We start from the raw sequence: 19,614 nt of genomic DNA on the forward strand, positions 1-19,614 counted from the left end.
CCGACCCGGTCCTCCGGCCCTCGGCGGCAGCCCGCTCCTTTGGCCTCAGTGGCAGAGGCGCGCCTCGTGCTCCGCGTGACCGCTCGGCTCCAGCTGGAAGGTGCAGTGCTCCACGTCGAAGTGGTCCCCGAGGCAGCCCTGCAGCTCGTGGAGCACCTTCTCGTGCCCTATCGAGTCCAGCATCTCCTGGCGCACCACCACATGGGCCGAGAGCACCGGCATCCCCGAGGTGATCGTCCAGGCGTGCAGGTCGTGGACGCCCAGGACGCCGGGGAGTGCCGTGATGTGCGCCCGTACCTCCGCCATGTCCACCCCCTTGGGCGCCGCCTCCAGCAGCACGTTCAGGGTCTCCCGCAGCAGCTTCACCGTGCGGGGGACGATCATCAGGCCGATCACCAGGGAGGCGATCGGGTCGGCGGCCTGCCAGCCGGTCGCCATGATGATGCCCGCCGAGACGATCACCGCCACCGAGCCCAGGGTGTCCGCCATCACCTCCAGATAGGCGCCGCGCACGTTCAGGCTCTCCTTCTGCCCGCGCATCAGCAGGGAGAGGGAGACGATGTTGGCCACCAGGCCGACGGCCGCGAACATGATCGCCAGGCCGCCCTTCGTCTCGGCCGGGGTGATGAACCGGTCGACCGCCTCGAAGATCAGGAAGGCGCCCACGCCGAGCAGCAGCAGGCAGTTGGCGAGCGCCGCCAGGATCTCGGCACGGGCGAAGCCGAAGGTGCGGTTCGGCCCGGCGGGGCGGTTGGCGAAGTGGATGGCGAGCAGCGCCATCCCGAGGCCCAGGGCGTCGGTGGCCATGTGGGCGGCGTCCGCGATCAGAGCGAGCGAGTCGGAGAGCACCCCGCCGACGATCTCCATGACCATCACGCTCAGCGTGATCGTCAGGGCGACGCGGAGCCTGCCCCGGTAGGCGGCGGCCGCCGTTCCGGTCGGGGGCGGTCCGCCGTGCGTGTGCCCGTGGTCGTGGCCAGCCCCCATGCGAAACGCCTCCAGGTCCCTGCGACAGCGCCGGGGCGAAACCGCCCGACGCGGCCCAGTGAACTACGGGTGGGGGGTATCGGGCAACACGGTACTGAACACCGTTGTCATATGCTCTGACCTGCGGAAACGTTCCGCAGGTCAGAGCGATGAGGTGATCATCTACGGGTCCCGGGGCGGGCCTGGGGATGACGCAGGCACCACCCCTCCCACGCCGACTCCACCATCGAGCGGACGTCCCGGCGGGCCGTCCACCCCAGCTCCCGGACCATCAGCGCGTCCGACGCCACCGCCCTCGGCGCGTCCCCGGCCCGCCGCGGTTCGACCACCGGCTCCACCGGGTACCCGGTCACCTCGCGGATCACGTCGACCAGCTCCCGTACCGAGACGCCCTCGCCCCGGCCGACGTTCAGCGTCAGGTCGCCGCCCTCGCGCCCGGCCAGCTTCCGCGCGACGGCGAGATGGGCCTCGGCCAGGTCGGCCACATGGATGTAGTCGCGGACGCAGGTGCCGTCGGGCGTCGGGTAGTCGGCGCCGAAGATCCGGGGGGCCTCGCCGCGCGTCAGCCGGTCGAAGACCATCGGGACGATGTTGAAGACCCCGGTGTCCGCCAGCTCGGGCCCGGCCGCGCCCGCCACGTTGAAGTACCGCAGACAGGCGGTGGAGATTCCGTGTGCCCTCCCGGCCGCCCGCACCAGCCACTCACCCGCGAGCTTGGTCTCCCCGTACGGGTTGATCGGCAGGCACGGCGTCTCCTCCGTGATCAGATCCACATCCGGTACGCCGTAGACGGCCGCCGACGACGAGAAGAGGAAGCGCCGCACCCCCGCCGCGACCACGGCCTCCAGCAGCACCCCCAGCCCGGCGACGTTCTCCCGGTAGTACAGCAGCGGCCGCTCCACCGACTCACCGACCTGCTTCTTCGCCGCGAGGTGCACCACACCGCTCACCGGGTGCTCGGCGAGCACCCGGTCCAGCAGCGCCCGGTCCGCGATCCGGCCCTCCACCAGCGTGACGGTGTCCGGCAGCCGCTCGACGACCCCCGAGGAGCGGTCGTCGAGCACCACGACCCGCTCTCCCGCCGCGGCCATGGCCCGCGCCACGTGTGCCCCGATGTATCCCGCCCCGCCTGTGATCAGCCATGTCATGTCGGCCAGCCTAAGGGCCCCTGCGGCCGTGACCCGCGCGCGGTTTGTGGGGCGGGGCATCGATCGTCGATGATGATCGCGGACGGAACCGGGCCGACCATGACCACCCGAACGGCGCACAAACGGGTGGTGAACTCGCCCTTCCGTACATCCGATAACCTCAGCCGACATGCCGCCGGCCCGCCTCGTGGCCGTGCTGCCGTGTGTCGTCCACCCCGTCAGTGCCAAGGAGTGAGTTCGTCTGTCGACCGCCATCCTCACCGGTACGCCGGTACCCGGCTCGTCGCTCGCGGACGACCTGCGGTCCCTGGGCTTCGACGTGCTCACCGCCGCCGACGCCGGTGACGCCGCAGCACTCCTCGCCGCCGTCCCGGCCGGCCGCCGGGTCGCCCTCGTCGACCCGCGCTTCGTGGGCCACGTCCACGCGCTGCGGCTCGGACTGACCGACCCGCGCTTCCCCGCCGCCGCCGTCGCCGGCGCGCTCACCGCCCAGGCGGAGGCCCGCCCGGCCCTGGTGCGCGCCCTGCAGCGCACCACCGCGGCGGTAGTCGCCGGGGCCCCCACCGCCGCACCGGAAGCCGCCCCGGAAACCGGAGCGGAGACCGGCGCGGAGCCGGCGGACGGCCGGGCGACCGGTCGGACGGCCGCCCCCGTGGCCGACGCGGCACCCGAGGACCCCACCCTCCCCGGCCGCATCGCCGCCGCGCTGGAGGCCGAGGGCACCCCCGTACACCGCCCCGCACTCGGCTCCCTGGTCGCGGCCGTCCCCGCCGACGCCGAGCAGGAGGCCGCCGCCGTGGCCGGGCTCACCTCGGTCGACGACGAGGCGGTACGGCTGCGCAGCGCGGTCAAGGCCCACGACGGGTTCTTCACCACCTTCTGCATCAGCCCCTACTCCCGCTACATCGCCCGCTGGTGCGCCCGCCGGGGCCTCACCCCCAACCAGGTCACCACCGCGTCCCTGGTCACCGCGCTCATCGCGGCGGGCGCGGCGGCCACCGGAACCCGCGGCGGCTACATCGCGGCCGGGCTCCTGCTCCTGGTCTCCTTCGTGCTCGACTGCACCGACGGGCAGCTCGCCCGCTACTCGCTGCAGTACTCCACGATGGGCGCCTGGCTGGACGCCACCTTCGACCGGGCCAAGGAGTACGCGTTCTACGCGGGCCTCGCCATCGGCGCCGTACGCGGCGGTGACGACGTCTGGACCCTGGCGCTCGGCGCGATGGTCCTCCAGGCCTGCCGCCATGTCGTGGACTTCTCGTTCAACGAGGCCAACCACGACGCGGTCGCCAACACCAGCCCCACCGCCGCCCTCTCCAACAAGCTCGACAGCGTCGGCTGGACGGTCTGGGCGCGCCGGATGATCGTGCTGCCGATCGGTGAGCGCTGGGCCATGATCGCCGTGCTCACGGCTCTGACCACCCCGCGCATCGTCTTCTACGCCCTGCTCGTCGGCTGCTCCCTCGCCGCCTGCTACACCACGGCGGGCCGCCTGCTGCGCTCGCTGACCCGCAAGGCCCGGCGCACCGACCGGGCCGCGCAGGCCCTGGCGGACCTGGCCGACTCGGGACCGCTCGCCCAGGCCGTCGCCGCCGTCGCCCCCGGCCTCCGGGGCGCGTTCACGGTCCCCGCCGCGGCCCTGCTCGGGGCGCTCGTGATGGTCGGCTCGGCGCTTTTCCTCCCGTACGGCAGCTGGCTCACCGTCGCCGCCGCCGGGGTGTACGTGCTCCTCTCCGGCCTCGCCGTCGCCCGCCCGCTCAAGGGCGCGCTGGACTGGCTGGTGCCGCCGGTCTTCCGGGCCGCCGAGTACGTCACGATCCTGGTGCTGGCCGCGCGCAGTGACGTCCCCCACGCCGTTCCCGCGGCCTTCGGACTGGTTTCGGCCGTCGCCTACCATCACTACGACACGGTGTACCGCATCCGCGGTGGCACCGGCGCGCCGCCCCGGTGGCTGGTGCGGACGATCGGTGGACACGAGGGCCGCACCGCGCTGGTGGCCGTCCTCGCCGCCGTACTCACCCACGCCTCAGGTTTCACCACCGCGCTCACCGCCCTCGCGGTGGCCGTGGCTCTGGTGGTGCTCGTGGAGTCCATCCGCTTCTGGGTGTCCTCCTCGGCCCCCGCCGTACACGACGAAGGAGAACTCGCATGATCGGCCTCGTACTGGCAGCCGGTGCAGGACGACGTCTGCGCCCCTACACGGACACGCTCCCCAAGGCGCTCGTCCCTGTCGACGGCGACAAGACGGTCCTCGACCTCACCCTCGCCAACTTCGCGGCGGTCGGACTGACCGAGGTCGCGATCGTCGTCGGCTACCGCAAGGAAGCCGTCTACGCGCGCAAGGCCGAGCTGGAGGCCACGTACGGCCTCACCATCACGCTCATCGACAACGACAAGGCCGAGGAGTGGAACAACGCCTACTCCCTGTGGTGCGCCCGTGACGTCATCAAGCGCGGCGTGATCCTCGCCAACGGCGACACCGTCCACCCGGTCTCCGTCGAGAAGACCCTCCTGGAGGCCCGCGGCAAGGGCCAGAAGATCATCCTCGCCCTCGACACCGAGAAGACCCTCGCGGACGAGGAGATGAAGGTCATAGTCGAGGAGGGCAAGGGCGTCCAGCGCATCACCAAGCTGATGGACCCGGCCTCCGCCACCGGCGAGTACATCGGCGTCACCCTCATCGAGGGAGAGGCCGCCGAGGAGCTGGCGGACGCGCTGAAGACCACTTTCGAGCGCGACCCCGACCTCTACTACGAGGACGGCTACCAGGAGCTGGCCAACCGCGGCTTCACCGTCGACGTGGCCCCCATCGGCACCGTGACCTGGGTCGAGATCGACAACCACGACGACCTGAAGAAGGGCCGTGAAATCGCGTGCCAGTACTGACCCGGCTCATTCCGTCCCCGGTCGTCGTCGACATCCGGCGCGGCGCCATGGACGATCTGGCGGGTCTCCTGGCCGATCAGCGGATCTCCTCCTCCGGCCGGCTCGCCGTCGCGATCAGTGACGGCTCCGGGCGCGCCCTCAAGGAGCGGCTCGCCCCGGACCTGCCGGGCGCCGACTGGTACCCCGTCTCCGACGGGACGATCGACTCCGCGGTGAAGCTCGCGGACGGCATCAAGGGCAACCGTTACGACGCCGTGGTGGGCCTCGGCGGCGGCAAGATCATCGACGTGGCGAAGTACGCCGCGGCGCGGGTCGGGCTGCCCATGGTCGCCGTCGCGACGAACCTCTCGCACGACGGCCTCTGCTCGCCGGTCGCCACGCTGGACAACGACAATGGGCGCGGCTCCTACGGGGTGCCCACCCCGATCGCCGTGGTCATCGACCTCGACGTGATCCGTGAGGCGCCGGTCCGGTTCGTCCGCTCCGGCATCGGGGACGCGATCTCCAACATCTCCTGCGTCGCCGACTGGGAGCTGGCGCACGAGGTCAACGGCGAGGAGATCGACGGTCTCGCGGCCGCGATGGCCCGCCAGGCCGGCGAGGCCGTGCTGCGCCACCCGGGCGGGGTCGGTGACGACTCCTTCCTCAAGGTGCTGGCCGAGGGGCTCGTGCTGACCGGCATCTCGATGTCGGTCGCGGGGGACTCGCGTCCGGCCTCCGGCGCCTGCCACGAGATCAACCACGCCTTCGACCTGCTCTACCCCCAGCGCGCGGCCAGCCACGGCGAGCAGGTCGGCCTCGGCGCCTGCTTCGCCATGCATCTGCGCGGTGCCCACCAGGAGTCCCTCCTGATGGCATCGATACTGCGCCGCCACGGCCTGCCGGTCCTGCCCGAGGAGATCGGGTTCACCGTGGACGAGTTCGTCCGGGCCGTCGACTACGCGCCGCAGACGCGCCCCGGGCGCTTCACGGTCCTGGAGCACCTCAACCTGTCCACCGACCAGATCAGGGACGCGTACGCCGACTATGCCAAGACCATCAGTAGCTGAACTCCGCCCGGTCGTGCACCCGGCCGGGGTGAAGGACCGGCGCAGCGGCGAGCACTGGGCCGGGCGGCTGTACATGCGCGAGGTCTCCCTGCGGGTGGACCGCTACCTGGTGAACACCCGGGTGACGCCGAACCAGGTCACGTACGTCATGACCCTGGCCGCCGTCCTCGCCGCCCCGGCCCTCCTGGTGCCGGGCATCCCGGGCGCCCTGCTCGGTGTGCTGATGGTCCAGCTCTACCTGCTGTTCGACTGTGTGGACGGCGAGCTGGCCCGCTGGAAGAAGCAGTACTCCCTCAGCGGGATCTACCTGGACCGGGTCGCGGCCTACCTCTGCGACGCTGCGGTCCTCGTCGGCCTCGGCCTGCGCGCCGCGGACATCTGGGGCGAGGGCCGGACGGACTGGCTCTGGGCCTTCCTCGGCACCCTGGCCGCCCTCGGCGCGATCCTGATCAAGGCCGAGACGGACCTGGTCGGGGTGGCCCGCCACCAGGGAGGGCTGCCGCCGGTCAAGGAGTCGGCCTCCGAGCCGCGCTCGTCCGGCATGGCACTGGCCCGCCGGGCGGCCGGAGCGCTCAAGTTCCACCGGCTGATCCTCGGGATCGAGGCCTCGCTGCTGATCCTGCTGGTGGCGATCGTCGACACCATCGGCGGCGACCTCTTCTACACCCGCCTGGCCACGGCCGTCCTGGCCGGGATCGCGCTGCTGCAGACCCTGCTGCACCTCGTCTCCGTCCTGGCGTCCAGCAGGCTGAAGTGACCCCAGCCATGAAACTGGGCGCGGTGATCATCACCATGGGCAACCGCCCGGACGAACTCCGCGCCCTCCTCGATTCGGTCGCCGCCCAGGACGGGGACCGGATCGAGGTCGTGGTGGTCGGCAACGGCGCCCCGGTCCCGGACCTCCCGCCCGGGGTGCGGACCGTGGAACTGCCCGAGAACCTGGGCATCCCCGGCGGCCGGAACATCGGCATCGAGGCGTTCGGCCCCTCCGGCGCCGAGGTGGACGCCCTGCTCTTCCTCGACGACGACGGGCTGCTGCCCGACCGGGGCACCGCCGAGCTGTGCCGGCGGGCGTTCGAGTCGGACCCGGGGCTCGGCATCCTCACCTTCCGGATCACCGACCCCGACACGGGCACCACCCAGCGCCGGCACGTGCCCCGGCTCCGGGCGGCCGACCCGCTGCGCTCCTCGCGGGTCACGACCTTCCTCGGCGGCGCCAACGCCGTACGCACCAAGGTCCTCGCCGAGGTCGGCCCGCTGCCCGAGGAGTTCTTCTACGCCCACGAGGAGACCGACCTCGCCTGGCGGGCGCTGGACGCGGGCTGGATGATCGACTACCGCGCGGACCTGGTGCTGCACCACCCCACCACGGCCCCCTCCCGGCACGCGGTCTACCACCGCATGGTGGCCCGGAACCGGGTCTGGCTGGCCCGCCGCAATCTGCCCGCCCCGCTGATCCCGCTCTACCTGGGGGTCTGGCTGCTGCTCACCCTGGTCAGGCGCCCGTCGCCGCCCGCGCTGAAGGCCTGGTTCGGCGGTTTCCGGGAAGGCTGGTCGACGCCCTGCGGACCCCGCCGCCCGATGAAGTGGCGTACGGTGTGGCGGCTGACGAGGCTGGGCCGACCTCCGGTCATCTGAGACTCTGTCCTCTGAGACCATGAGGCGTATTTTCTTTCCGGAACCTGTCCGCCTGAGCCGCGCCCGCGACTGGCTGCGCGTGAAGACGAGAGTTTCAACTTGTGAGTGACACGACCCACGACGGTGGGGTAGCCCTCGGGACCCCGCCGTCCGCCGACGAGGGCCTCGGCCCGGCTCAGCTGGCCGCCAAGTACGGCCTGACCGTGAGCGGTGCCCGGCCCGGGCTGTTCGAATACGTGCGACAGCTCTGGGGCCGGCGACATTTCATCCTGGCCTTCTCCAGGGCGAAGCTGACCGCTCAGTACAGCCAGGCCAAACTGGGCCAGCTGTGGCAGGTGGTCACCCCTCTCCTGAACGCCTGTGTCTATTACCTGATCTTCGGACTGATCCTGGGGACCAGGGAGGGGATCCCCGACGACGTCTTCGTGCCGTTCCTCGTCACCGGCGTCTTCGTCTTCACCTTCACCCAGAGCTCCGTGATGGCGGGAGTCCGGTCGATCTCCGGCAACCTCGGACTGGTCCGGGCCCTCCACTTCCCCCGGGCCTCGCTCCCCGTCTCGTTCTCGCTCCAGCAGCTCCAGCAGCTGCTCTTCTCGATGATCGTGCTGGTCACGGTGGCCATCATCTTCGGCAGCTACCCCTCGCTCTCGTGGCTCCTGGTGATCCCCGCCCTGATCCTCCAGTTCGTCTTCAACACCGGCCTCGCCCTCATCATGGCGCGGCTCGGCTCCAAGACCCCCGACCTCGCGCAGCTGATGCCGTTCATCATGCGCACCTGGATGTACGCCTCGGGCGTCATGTTCTCCATCCCGGTGATGCTCAAGGACAAGCCGCAGTGGATCGCCGACGTGCTCCAGTACAACCCGGCGGCCGTCTACATGGACCTGGTCCGCTTCGCCATGATCGACGGATACGGCTCCGAGAACCTGCCGGACCACGTCTGGGCCGTCGGCCTCGGCTGGGCCCTGCTGCTGGGCGCCGTGGGATTCGTGTATTTCTGGAAGGCAGAGGAACGGTACGGCCGTGGCTGAGGACAACACGCAGGGACGGACTCCCACGGTCATCGCCGATGACGTCCACATCGTCTACCGGGTCAACGGCGGTGGGGGCGGCCGGGGCAGCGCCACCGCGGCGCTGAGCCGGATGCTGCGCCGCGGCAAGGGCGAGCAGCGCGGGGTCAGGAAGGTGCACGCCGTGCGCGGCGTCTCCTTCACCGCCTACCGGGGCGAGGCCATCGGCCTCATCGGCACCAACGGCTCCGGCAAGTCGACACTGCTGCGGGCCATCGCCGGTCTGCTGCCGACGGAGTCCGGCCGGGTCTACACCGACGGGCAGCCCTCGCTGCTCGGTGTGAACGCGGCGCTGATGAGCGACCTGACCGGTGAGCGCAACGTGGTGCTGGGCGGCCTGGCCATGGGCATGTCCCAGGCCGAGATCCGCTCCCGCTACCAGGAGATCGTGGACTTCTCCGGCATCAACGAGAAGGGGGACTTCATCACCCTTCCGATGCGCACGTACTCCTCCGGCATGGCGGCGCGGCTGCGCTTCTCCATCGCCGCCGCCAAGAACCACGACGTCCTCATGATCGACGAGGCGCTGGCCACGGGTGACCACAAGTTCCGCGTCCGCTCCGAGGCGCGGATCCGTGAACTCCGCAAGGAGGCGGGCACGGTCTTCCTGGTCAGCCACAACAACAAGTCGATCAGGGACACCTGCGACCGCGCGCTCTGGCTGGAGAAGGGCGAGCTGCTGATGGACGGCCCCACCGAGGAAGTCCTCAAGGCGTACGAACGCGAGACGGGCAAGTAGTTTCCCAGCCACTGTGGCCTCCGCCGGACCGTTCCGGTGGGGGCCGCAGCGGTGTGCGGGGCGTTGCACGGCCCGGCGGAGGCCCCCCGCAGTACGCCTCCGGGGGTGATCTCCTCCCGGCGGATGACGTCAACCCGCCGACGTACGGAGAAGGTTGACGTGCGGCACCCTGCCGCCGCCGCGGGCCGCTCCACCCCGCCGCACCCCTGTGAGCTGCACAACGTAGGCTGTAGCGGTGCTGATTCATGGCAAGTGGGGCGATACGCCCCCGGCGCTCCGCCCGCTGTGCCGCAGTGCACTCGGAAGAACGAGCGGCGTGTCCGAAAAGGGATGTTTTGGGTCAGCAGTGTAGAACGGGAGATGTGACGGCAATGACGGAAAATCTCCAGCTCCGACGTGGTCCCGCCGTCCCCGCGCCGGGCGGTCCGCAGTGACCTCCACCCCGCAGGCGCGCACCGGCGACGCCACCCTCGGCAAGGCCGCGGACGAGAACTTCCCCGTGGCCCCCTTCTTCCTGCCCCGCGCCTGGCGCGACGACCTGATGGCGGTCTACGGCTTCGCCCGGCTCGTCGACGACATCGGTGACGGCGACCTCGCCCCCGGCGGTGCCGACGCCCGCCACCTGGGCCTGGAGCCCGAGCAGAGCGACGACCGGCTCGCCATGCTCGACGCCCTCGAAGCCGACCTGCACCGGGTCTTCGCCGCCACCGGCCAGGAGCCGCACCACCCCCTGATGAGCGCCCTGCGCCCCACCGTGCGGCGCCGCGCGCTCACCCCCGAACCCTTCCTCGGGCTGATCGAGGCCAACCGGCAGGACCAGAAGGTCCGCCGCTACGGCACCTACGAGGAGCTGGCCGCCTACTGCGAGCTCTCCGCCAACCCGGTCGGCCGCCTGGTCCTCGCCCTCACCGGCACCACCAGCCCGGAACGGGTCCGCCGCTCCGACGCGGTCTGCACGGCGCTCCAGATCGTCGAGCACCTGCAGGACGTGGCCGAGGACCTCGCCCGCGACCGGATCTATCTGCCCGCCGAGGACATGGACCGCTTCCGTGTCACCGAGGCCGACCTGGCCCGACCCACCGCCGGCGCCTCGGTCCGCGCCCTGATCGCGTACGAATCCGAACGCGCGAGCGAGCTGCTGAACGAGGGCACCCCCCTCGTGGGCAGCGTCGACGGCAGGCTCAGGATCCTGCTCGCCGGTTTCGTCGGCGGCGGACGCTCCGCCCTCACCGCGATCTCGGCCGCCGGGTTCGACGTACTGCCGGGGCCGCCCAAGCCCACCAAGCCGAGCATGCTGCGCGAAGTCGCAGTCGTCCTGCGAAGAGCGCGTAGAGAGAGGTGAGCTTGACCGTGGAGGGACAGACGACGCACATGTCGCCGCCGGTCCAGGCCGCATACAGTTACTGCGAGGCCGTCACCGGGCAGCAGGCCCGCAACTTCGCCTACGGCATCAGGCTGCTGCCGTACGAGAAGCGGCAGGCCATGTCGGCGCTGTACGCCTTCTCCCGTCGCGTCGACGACATCGGTGACGGCGAGCTGGACCCGGCGACCAAGCGGACCCGGCTGGAGAGCACCCGCGAACTGCTCGACCGGATCCGGCACGGCAAGGTCGAGGAGGACGACACCGACCCGGTGGCCGTCGCCCTCGCCGACGCCGCCCGCCGCTTCCCGCTGCCGCTGGAAGGCCTCGACGAGCTGATCGACGGCGTCCTGATGGACGTCCGCGGCGCCACGTACGAGACCTGGGACGACCTGAAGACCTACTGCCGCTGCGTCGCCGGTGCCATCGGCCGCCTCAGCCTCGGGGTCTTCGGCACGGAACCGGGCGCACCCGGCGCCGAGCGGGCCTCCGAGTACGCCGACACCCTCGGCCTCGCCCTCCAGCTCACCAACATCCTGCGCGACGTCCGCGAGGACGCCGGCAACGGGCGCACCTACCTCCCCGCCGACGACCTGGCCAAATTCGGCTGTTCCGCCGGCTTCCACCGCACCACCCCGCCGCCCGGCTCCGACTTCGCGGGCCTGATCCACTTCGAGGTCCGCCGGGCCCGGACCCTCTTCGCCGAGGGATACCGCCTGCTGCCCATGCTGGACCGCCGCAGCGGCGCCTGTGTCGCCGCCATGGCCGGGATCTACCGCCGCCTGCTGGACCGGATCGAGCGCGACCCGGAGGCCGTGCTGCGCGGCCGGGTCTCGCTGCCCGGCCACGAGAAGGCGTACGTCGCGGTGCGCGGCCTCTCCGGCCTGGACGCCCGCCATGTCTCCCGGCTGACCTCCCGGGGGCGAGCCTGATGCGTTCCGGCGGGCCGGGCGCCCGGTCAACCCTCGGGTGGCCGCACGCGTCCACGACTGCGACGATCTCTACCGGGACGACCCGGCGACCGGTGACGGCCCGGCGAGAGGGGCAGGCATGAGCGACGAGACACCGCGCCCCGTCGCGGTCGTCGTCGGCGGCGGACTGGCCGGCATCACGGCGGCCCTCCGCCTCGCCGACGCCGGACTCGACGTCACCCTGCTGGAAGGGCGGCCCCGCCTCGGCGGCCTCGCCTTCTCCTTCCAGCGCGGCGACCTCACCGTCGACAACGGACAGCACGTCTACCTGCGCTGCTGCACCGGCTACCGCTGGTTCCTCGACCGCATCGACGGCGCCCACCTCGCCCCCCTCCAGGACCGTCTGGACGTCCCCGTCCTGGACATCGGCCGCGCCGCCGGACCCCGCCTCGGCCGGATCCGCCGCACCGGGCTGCCCGTACCGCTGCACCTCGCCGGAGGGCTCGCCGCCTATCCGCACCTCTCCCTCGCGGAGAAGGCGAACGTCGGCCGCGCCGCCCTCGCGCTCGGCCGCCTCGACCCCGCCGACCCGGCCCTCGACGAGATCGACTTCGCCACCTGGCTGAAGCGGCACGGCCAGTCCGACCGCACCGTCGAGGCCCTCTGGGACCTCGTCGGCGTCGCCACCCTGAACGCCACCGCGCCGAACGCCTCCATGGCGCTCGCCGCGAAGGTCTTCAAGACCGGCCTGCTCTCCGAACCCGGCGCCGCCGACATCGGCTGGGCCACCGTGCCGCTCGGCGAACTGCACGACACCCTCGCCCGCAAGGCCCTGGACACCGCGGGCGTCCGCACCGAGCTGCGCGCCAAGGCGGGGTCCCTCACCCGTACCGAGGACGGCCGCTGGAGCGTCGAGACGGCGGGGGAGCGGCTCACCGCCGACACCGTCGTCCTCGCCGTGCCCCAGCACGAGACCCACGACCTGCTGCCCGCCGGCGCCCTGGACGAGCCGGACCTGCTGCTCGACATCGACAACGCGCCCATCCTCAACGTGCACGTGATCTACGACCGCAAGGTGCTGCGCCGCCCGTTCTTCGCCGCGATCGGCTCCCCGGTCCAGTGGGTCTTCGACCGTACGCACTCCTCGGGGCTGCAGGGCCCCGGCCAGTATCTGGCGGTCTCCCAGTCCGCCGCCCAGGACGAGATCGACCTGCCCGTCGCCGAGCTGCGGGAGCGCTACCTCCCCGAGCTGGAGCGGCTGCTGCCCGCCGCACGCGGCGCGGGCATCCGGGACTTCTTCGTCACCCGCGAGCGCACCGCCACCTTCGCGCCCGCCCCGGGCACCGGCCGGCTGCGCCCCGGCCCCCGTACGCGGGCGGCCGGGCTGCACCTGTCGGGAGCCTGGACCGACACCGGCTGGCCCGCGACGATGGAGGGTGCCGTGCGCAGCGGCTCCCAGGCCGCCGACGCGGCCCTCCACGACCTCGGCCGCCCCCAAGGACATCCGCTGCAGGAGGCGGCATGAGCAGTACCACCGGAACAAGAGGAGAGTCAGTGACCCCGGCGAATCCGGCTTCCGACACCGTGGACCAGACCACGGACGTCACCGCGCTTCTGGAGCGCGGACGAGCCCTGTCAGCGCCGGTGCTGCGGGCCGCCGTGGACCGGCTGGCGCCGCCCATGGACACCGTCGCGGCCTACCACTTCGGCTGGATCGACGCCGAGGGACGGCCCGCGGACGGTGACGGCGGCAAGGCCGTGCGCCCCGCGCTCGCCCTGCTGTCGGCCGAGGCGGCCGGCGCCCCCGCCGAGGCGGGCGTCCCCGGCGCCGTCGCCGTCGAACTCGTGCACAACTTCTCGCTGCTGCACGACGACCTGATGGACGGCGACGAACAGCGCCGCCACCGCGACACCGTATGGAAGGTGCACGGCCCCGCCCAGGCGATCCTGGTCGGCGACGCGCTCTTCGCCCTCGCCTACGACCTGCTGCTGGAGCTGGGCACGGTCGAGGCGGGCCGCGCGGCCCGCCGGCTGACCTCGGCCACCCGCAAGCTCATCGACGGGCAGGCCCAGGACATCTCCTACGAGCACCGCGAGCGGGTCACCGTCGAGGAGTGCCTGGAGATGGAGGGCAACAAGACCGGCGCCCTGCTGGCCTGCGCGGTCTCCATCGGCGCGGTGCTCGGCGGCGCCGACGACCGTACCGCCGACACCCTGGAGGCGTACGGCTACCACCTGGGCCTCGCCTTCCAGGCCGTCGACGACCTGCTCGGTATCTGGGGCGACCCGGAGGCCACCGGCAAGCAGACCTGGAGCGACCTGCGCCAGCGCAAGAAGTCCCTCCCGGTCGTCGCCGCGCTCGCCGCGGGCGGTCCGGCCTCCGAGCGGCTCGGGGAGCTGCTCGCCGCCGACGCCAAGAGCAACGACTTCGACAGCTTCTCCGAGGAGGAGTTCGCCGCCCGCGCGGCGCTCATCGAGGAGGCGGGCGGCCGCGAGTGGACCGCCCAGGAAGCCCGTCGGCAGCACGCGGTCGCCATCGAGGCGCTGCACGGTGTCGACATGCCACATCAGGTACGGGCGCAGCTCACCGCGCTCGCGGACTTCGTGGTGGTGCGGAAGAGATGACCAGCACCCGTATATGACGCGCAGTCGCCGGCCGACGCCCCGCCCGGGGCGTCGGCCGACGGAGACCCCAGCACAGCAGAGAAACCACTGCACGTAAGGGGAAGCTCATGACAGCGACGACTGACGGACCCGCCGGGGCCGCGGAACTCTCCGCGACCACGACAGGACATCCGGACCGCACGACCCTCGCCCCGGACGAGGTGCTCGCCGCAGCGCGGCGGGCCGCCGAAAGCTCCGTGGAGCACCTTCTCGGCAGACAGGACGAGCAGGGCTGGTGGAAGGGGGACCTCGCCACCAACGTCACGATGGACGCCGAGGACCTGCTCCTGCGCCAGTTCCTGGGCATCCAGGACCCGGAGACCACCCGCGCCGCCGCCCTCTTCATCCGGGGCGAGCAACTGGGTGACGGCACCTGGAACACCTTCTACGGCGGACCGAGCGACCTCTCCGCGACCATCGAGGCCTATGTGGCCCTGCGGCTGGCCGGGGACGCCCCGGACGCACCCCACATGGCCCGCGCCGCCTCCTGGATCAGGGAACAGGGCGGCATCGCGGCCGCCCGGGTCTTCACCCGCATCTGGCTGGCGCTCTTCGGCTGGTGGAAGTGGGACGACCTCCCCGAGCTCCCGCCCGAGCTGATGTTCCTGCCCTCCTGGGTCCCGCTCAACATCTACGACTTCGGCTGCTGGGCCCGGCAGACCATCGTCCCCCTGACCGTCGTCTCCGCGAAGCGCCCCGTGCGGCCCGCGCCCTTCGCCCTGGACGAGCTGCACACCGACCCGGCCCGCCCCAACCCGTCCAGGAAGCTGGCTCCGGCGGTCAGTTGGGACGGACTCTTCCAGCGCCTGGACAAGGGGCTGCACCTCTACCACAAGGTCGCCCCGCGCCCGCTGCGCCGCATCGCGATGAACGTGGCGGCCCGCTGGATCGTCGAACGCCAGGAGAACGACGGCTGCTGGGGCGGCATCCAGCCCCCGGCCGTCTACTCCCTCATCGCCCTGCACCTCCTCGGCTACGACCTGGACCACCCGGTGATGAAGGCGGGCCTCGCCTCGCTGGACCGGTTCGCCGTCCACCGCGAGGACGGCGCCCGGATGGTCGAGGCCTGCCAGTCGCCCGTCTGGGACACCTGCCTGGCCACCATCGCCCTGGTCGACGGCGGACTCAGACCCGACCACCCGGCGCTGGTGAAGGCCGCCGACTGGATGCTGGCCGAGGAGATCACCCGGCCCGGCGACTGGTCCGTACGCAAGCCCGAACTCGCCCCCGGAGGCTGGGCGTTCGAGTTCCACAACGACAACTACCCGGACATCGACGACACCGCCGAAGTCGTCCTGGCGCTGCGCCGGGTCCGCCACCCCGACCCCGCCCGGGTGGAGGCCGCCATCGAGCGCGGGGTCCGCTGGAACCTCGGGATGCAGTCCCGCAACGGGGCCTGGGGCGCCTTCGACGCCGACAACACCAGCTCCTTCCCCAACCGGCTGCCCTTCTGCGACTTCGGCGAGGTCATCGACCCGCCGTCGGCCGATGTCACCGGCCACGTGGTGGAGATGCTCGCCGTCGAGGGGCGCGCCCGGCACCCCCGTACGCGACGGGGCATCGAGTGGCTGCTCGCCGAACAGGAGGCGTGCGGCGCCTGGTTCGGGCGCTGGGGCGTCAACTACGTCTACGGGACCGGGTCGGTGGTCCCCGCCCTGATCGCCGCCGGACTGCCCGCCGCCCATCCCTCGGTCCGCCGGGCGGTGGAGTGGCTGGAGTCCGTGCAGAACGACGACGGCGGCTGGGGCGAGGACCTGCGCTCGTACCGGGAGGAGAAGTGGATCGGGCACGGTGAGTCCACCGCCTCCCAGACCGCCTGGGCCCTGCTCGCCCTGCTGGCGGCCGGCCGCCGCGACAGCGTCGCCGTCACCCGCGGGGTCACCTGGCTGACCGAGGCCCAGCAGGCCGACGGCTCCTGGGACGAGCCGTACTTCACCGGCACCGGCTTCCCCTGGGACTTCTCCATCAACTACCACCTCTACCGCCAGGTCTTCCCCCTCACGGCACTCGGGCGCTACGTGTACGGCGACCCGTTCGCCGACCGTACGGGCGCCGCCCAGGGCGCCTGATGGCCGGCGCACCGGGGCCCGGGAGCCACCAGACACCGCTGCTGGTCGCCTGCGCGCTGGGCATCGAACAGGTGGCCCTGCGCAGCGGCAGGCGTCCCGCGGGCCCGGTCCGGGTCCTGCGGACCGGAATGGGCCCCCGGGCGGCGGAGGCGGCCGTGGCGGCCGCCCTCGCCCCCGGTGGCGCCCCCGAGGCCGCCGTCATCGCCTCCGGCTTCTGCGCGGGCCTGGCCCCCGGGATGCACCCCGGGGACCTGGTCGTCGCCGAGGAGGCCCGGGACGCGGACGGCGCCACCCCCTGCACCGGCACCGGACTGCTGGTCGCCGCCCTGGCCAGGGCCGTCCCCGGCGCCACCGTCCACACCGGCCCCCTGACCGGCTCCGACCACGTCGTCCGCGGCCCCGAGAGAGCCGCGCTGCGGGCCACCGGGGCCATCGCCGTGGACATGGAGTCCGCCGCGACACTGCGCACCGCCCTGTGCCACGGGCCGCGCCCGGTTGCGGCCGTCCGGGTGGTCGTGGACGCTCCAGAGCATGAGCTGGTCCGTATCGGCACGGTCCGCGGTGGAATATCGGCCTTCCGTGTTCTCCGTGCCGTCCTTCCCGCTTTCTACGAATGGCACCGATCTTTACTGCTCCCCAGGAGGTGAGCCAGATGGCCATGCCGCTCCGTCAGTCCATCAAGGTCGCGACGTATCTCTTCGAGCAGAAGCTCCGCAAGCGTGAGAAGTTCCCCCTGATCGTCGAGCTCGAGCCGTTGTTCGCCTGCAACCTCGCGTGCGAGGGCTGCGGGAAGATCCAGCACCCGGCCGGTGTCCTGAAGCAGCGCATGCCGGTCGCCCAGGCCGTGGGCGCGGTGCTCGAATCCGGTGCCCCCATGGTCTCCATCGCCGGGGGCGAGCCGCTGATGCACCCGCAGATCGACGAGATCGTGCGCCAGCTCGTCGCGCGGAAGAAATACGTCTTCCTCTGCACCAACGCGATGCTCATGCGGAAGAAGCTCGACAAGTTCACCCCTTCGCCCTACTTCGCCTTCGCCGTGCACATCGACGGACTGCGGGAGCGGCACGACGAGTCGGTCGCCAAGGAGGGCGTCTTCGACGAGGCGGTGGAGGCGATGAAGGAGGCCAAGCGGCGAGGCTTCCGGGTCACCACCAACTCCACCTTCTTCAACACCGACACCCCGCAGACCATCATCGAGGTCCTCAACTACCTCAACGACGACCTGAAGGTCGACGAGATGATGATCTCGCCCGCCTACGCCTACGAGAAGGCGCCCGACCAGGAGCACTTCCTCGGCGTCGACCAGACCCGCGAACTCTTCAAGAAGGCCTTCGCGGGCGGCAACCGGGCCCGCTGGCGGCTCAACCACTCGCCGCTCTTCCTGGACTTCCTGGAGGGCAAGGCGGACTTCCCGTGCACCGCCTGGGCCATCCCCAACTACTCGCTCTTCGGCTGGCAGCGCCCCTGCTACCTGATGAGCGACGGCTACGTACCGACGTACCGTCAGCTCATCGAGGAGACCGACTGGGACAAGTACGGCCGGGGCAAGGACCCGCGCTGCGCCAACTGCATGGCCCACTGCGGCTACGAGCCCACCGCCGTCCTCGCGACCATGGGATCGCTCAAGGAGTCGCTGCGCGCGGCCCGGGAGAGCGTCGGCGGCAACCGGTGACGGACGGCGGGCCAAAGGGCTTCGACCTCGGGCGGCTGCTGGCGGAGCGCGGGGGCGAGCGGTACGAGCTGCACGCACGCCACCTCAACCACCAGCTGCCGCGCATGCTGCACACCATCGGCTTCGACAAGGTCTACGAGCGGGCCGAGGGCGCGTACTTCTGGGACGCCGACGGCCAGGACTACCTGGACATGCTGGCCGGGTTCGGCGTCATGGGGCTCGGCCGGCACCACCCGGTCGTCCGCCGGGCCCTGCACGACGTGCTCGACGCCCAGCTCGCCGACCTCACCCGCTTCGACTGCCAGCCGCTGCCCGGACTGCTGGCGGAGAAGCTGCTCGGCCACAGCCCGCACCTGGACCGGGTCTTCTTCGGGAACAGCGGTACGGAGGCGGTCGAGACGGCCCTGAAGTTCGCCCGGTACGCCACCGGGAAGCCCCGGGTCCTCTACTGCGACCACGCCTTCCACGGGCTGACCACCGGCTCCCTCTCGGTCAACGGCGAGCGCGGCTTCCGGGACGGCTTCGCCCCGCTGCTGCCCGACACCCCGATCGCCCTGGGCGACCTGGACGGGCTGCGCCGGGAGCTGAAGCGCGGCGACGTGGCGGCCCTGGTCGTCGAGCCCGTCCAGGGCAAGGGAGTGCACGCCGCGCCTCCCGGCTTCCTGCGCGAGGCACAGGAGCTGCTGCACCGGCACAAGGCGCTCCTGATCGCCGACGAGGTGCAGACCGGTCTCGGGCGGACCGGTGACTTCTACGCCTACCAGCACGAGGAAGGGGTCGAGCCCGATCTCGTCTGCGTGGCCAAGGCGCTCTCCGGCGGCTATGTGCCGGTCGGCGCCACGCTCGGCAAGGAGTGGATCTTCCGCAAGGTCTACTCCTCGATGGACCGGGTCCTCGTCCACTCCGCGAGCTTCGGCTCCAACGCCCAGGCCATGGCGGCGGGGCTCGCGGTGCTCTCCGTCATGGAGGACGAGGAGACCGTCGCGGGCGCCCGGCGCACCGGGGACCTGCTGCGCGGGCGGCTGGCGGCCCTGGTGGACCGCTACGAGCTGCTGCACGAGGTGCGGGGGCGCGGGCTGATGATCGGCATCGAGTTCGGCCGCCCGTCCTCGCTGAAGCTCCGCAGCCGCTGGACCATGCTCCAGGCGGCCCGCAAGGGGCTCTTCGCCCAGATGGTCGTGGTGCCGCTGCTCCAGAAGCACCGCATCCTCACCCAGGTCTCCGGCGACCATCTGGAAGTGATCAAGCTGATCCCGCCGCTGATCATCGGGGAGCCGGAGGTGGACCGCTTCGTGACGGCGTTCACCGAGGTGATGGATGACGCCCACAGCGGGGGCGGGCTGATGTGGGACTTCGGCCGGACCTTGGTCAAGCAGGCCGTGGCCAACCGCTGAGGCCGAGGGATTTGCCTCCCGGGCAAT

The 19,614-nt window shown here is 71.7% G+C and carries 17 protein-coding genes; 15 read left to right on the top strand and 2 right to left on the bottom strand.

Annotated features, from left to right (window positions below; translation table 11 throughout):
• Window positions 1-45: 45 nt before the first annotated feature.
• The gene (locus tag ACQ9ZG_RS29725; protein WP_028418740.1) at window positions 46-987 is read right to left on the bottom strand and encodes a cation diffusion facilitator family transporter; all 942 of its coding nucleotides are present in this window, start codon (window positions 985-987) and stop codon (window positions 46-48) included.
• Between the two features lie 158 nt (window positions 988-1,145).
• Window positions 1,146-2,135: a UDP-glucose 4-epimerase GalE gene (gene galE, locus ACQ9ZG_RS29730; protein WP_109916963.1), complete on the bottom strand. Its 990-nt coding sequence runs from the start codon at window positions 2,133-2,135 to the stop codon at window positions 1,146-1,148.
• A 319-nt stretch (window positions 2,136-2,454) separates the two neighbouring features.
• Here galE and ACQ9ZG_RS29735 point away from each other — a divergent pair, with 319 nt between their 5' ends.
• From ACQ9ZG_RS29735 to ACQ9ZG_RS29805, 15 genes are all read left to right on the top strand, one after another.
• Entirely contained in the window at window positions 2,455-4,287 is a 1,833-nt protein-coding gene (locus ACQ9ZG_RS29735; RefSeq protein WP_499281407.1) for a DUF5941 domain-containing protein, read from the top strand.
• Complete coding sequence (locus tag ACQ9ZG_RS29740) at window positions 4,284-5,021, top strand: phosphocholine cytidylyltransferase family protein (protein ID WP_018492026.1); 738 nt, start codon at window positions 4,284-4,286, stop codon at window positions 5,019-5,021. The genes ACQ9ZG_RS29735 and ACQ9ZG_RS29740 overlap by 4 nt, the downstream gene beginning before the upstream one ends.
• Entirely contained in the window at window positions 5,009-6,070 is a 1,062-nt protein-coding gene (locus tag ACQ9ZG_RS29745; RefSeq protein ID WP_018492027.1) for an iron-containing alcohol dehydrogenase family protein, read from the top strand. Before ACQ9ZG_RS29740 ends, ACQ9ZG_RS29745 begins: the two co-directional genes overlap by 13 nt.
• On the top strand, window positions 6,048-6,827 hold the full coding sequence (locus tag ACQ9ZG_RS29750; protein ID WP_026238229.1) for a CDP-alcohol phosphatidyltransferase family protein: 780 nt from the start codon (window positions 6,048-6,050) through the stop codon (window positions 6,825-6,827). Before ACQ9ZG_RS29745 ends, ACQ9ZG_RS29750 begins: the two co-directional genes overlap by 23 nt.
• An 8-nt stretch (window positions 6,828-6,835) precedes the next feature.
• Window positions 6,836-7,708: a glycosyltransferase family 2 protein gene (locus tag ACQ9ZG_RS29755; protein WP_109914634.1), complete on the top strand. Its 873-nt coding sequence runs from the start codon at window positions 6,836-6,838 to the stop codon at window positions 7,706-7,708.
• A 101-nt stretch (window positions 7,709-7,809) separates the two neighbouring features.
• A complete protein-coding gene (locus tag ACQ9ZG_RS29760) occupies window positions 7,810-8,739 on the top strand; it encodes an ABC transporter permease (RefSeq protein ID WP_028418744.1) in 930 nt (309 codons plus the stop codon).
• A complete protein-coding gene (locus tag ACQ9ZG_RS29765; RefSeq protein WP_018492031.1) occupies window positions 8,732-9,517 on the top strand; it encodes an ABC transporter ATP-binding protein in 786 nt (261 codons plus the stop codon). Before ACQ9ZG_RS29760 ends, ACQ9ZG_RS29765 begins: the two co-directional genes overlap by 8 nt.
• Window positions 9,518-9,947: 430 nt before the next feature.
• Complete coding sequence (hpnC, locus tag ACQ9ZG_RS29770; protein WP_028418745.1) at window positions 9,948-10,859, top strand: squalene synthase HpnC; 912 nt, start codon at window positions 9,948-9,950, stop codon at window positions 10,857-10,859.
• A gap of 29 nt (window positions 10,860-10,888) precedes the next feature.
• Entirely contained in the window at window positions 10,889-11,809 is a 921-nt protein-coding gene (hpnD, locus tag ACQ9ZG_RS29775; protein WP_181006453.1) for a presqualene diphosphate synthase HpnD, read from the top strand.
• 118 nt (window positions 11,810-11,927) lie between these two features.
• The gene (hpnE, locus tag ACQ9ZG_RS29780) at window positions 11,928-13,313 is read left to right on the top strand and encodes a hydroxysqualene dehydroxylase HpnE (protein ID WP_499281408.1); all 1,386 of its coding nucleotides are present in this window, start codon (window positions 11,928-11,930) and stop codon (window positions 13,311-13,313) included.
• Window positions 13,310-14,413 carry a polyprenyl synthetase family protein gene (locus ACQ9ZG_RS29785; RefSeq protein ID WP_050451552.1) on the top strand — a complete coding sequence of 368 codons (1,104 nt, stop codon included), beginning with the start codon at window positions 13,310-13,312 and terminating at the stop codon, window positions 14,411-14,413. Before hpnE ends, ACQ9ZG_RS29785 begins: the two co-directional genes overlap by 4 nt.
• A gap of 107 nt (window positions 14,414-14,520) precedes the next feature.
• Window positions 14,521-16,521 carry a squalene--hopene cyclase gene (gene shc, locus ACQ9ZG_RS29790; RefSeq protein ID WP_109917238.1) on the top strand — a complete coding sequence of 667 codons (2,001 nt, stop codon included), beginning with the start codon at window positions 14,521-14,523 and terminating at the stop codon, window positions 16,519-16,521.
• Entirely contained in the window at window positions 16,521-17,168 is a 648-nt protein-coding gene (locus tag ACQ9ZG_RS29795) for a phosphorylase family protein (RefSeq protein WP_499281409.1), read from the top strand. Before shc ends, ACQ9ZG_RS29795 begins: the two co-directional genes overlap by 1 nt.
• Before the next feature lie 5 nt (window positions 17,169-17,173).
• Window positions 17,174-18,193: an adenosyl-hopene transferase HpnH gene (gene hpnH / locus ACQ9ZG_RS29800; RefSeq protein ID WP_018492038.1), complete on the top strand. Its 1,020-nt coding sequence runs from the start codon at window positions 17,174-17,176 to the stop codon at window positions 18,191-18,193.
• The gene (locus ACQ9ZG_RS29805) at window positions 18,190-19,587 is read left to right on the top strand and encodes an aspartate aminotransferase family protein (RefSeq protein WP_109916275.1); all 1,398 of its coding nucleotides are present in this window, start codon (window positions 18,190-18,192) and stop codon (window positions 19,585-19,587) included. The genes hpnH and ACQ9ZG_RS29805 overlap by 4 nt, the downstream gene beginning before the upstream one ends.
• The last annotated feature ends 27 nt before the right edge of the window (window positions 19,588-19,614 follow it).

The sequence above is a fragment of the Streptomyces araujoniae genome (assembly GCF_050871195.1).
Classification (GTDB): Bacteria; Actinomycetota; Actinomycetes; order Streptomycetales; family Streptomycetaceae; genus Streptomyces; species Streptomyces bacillaris.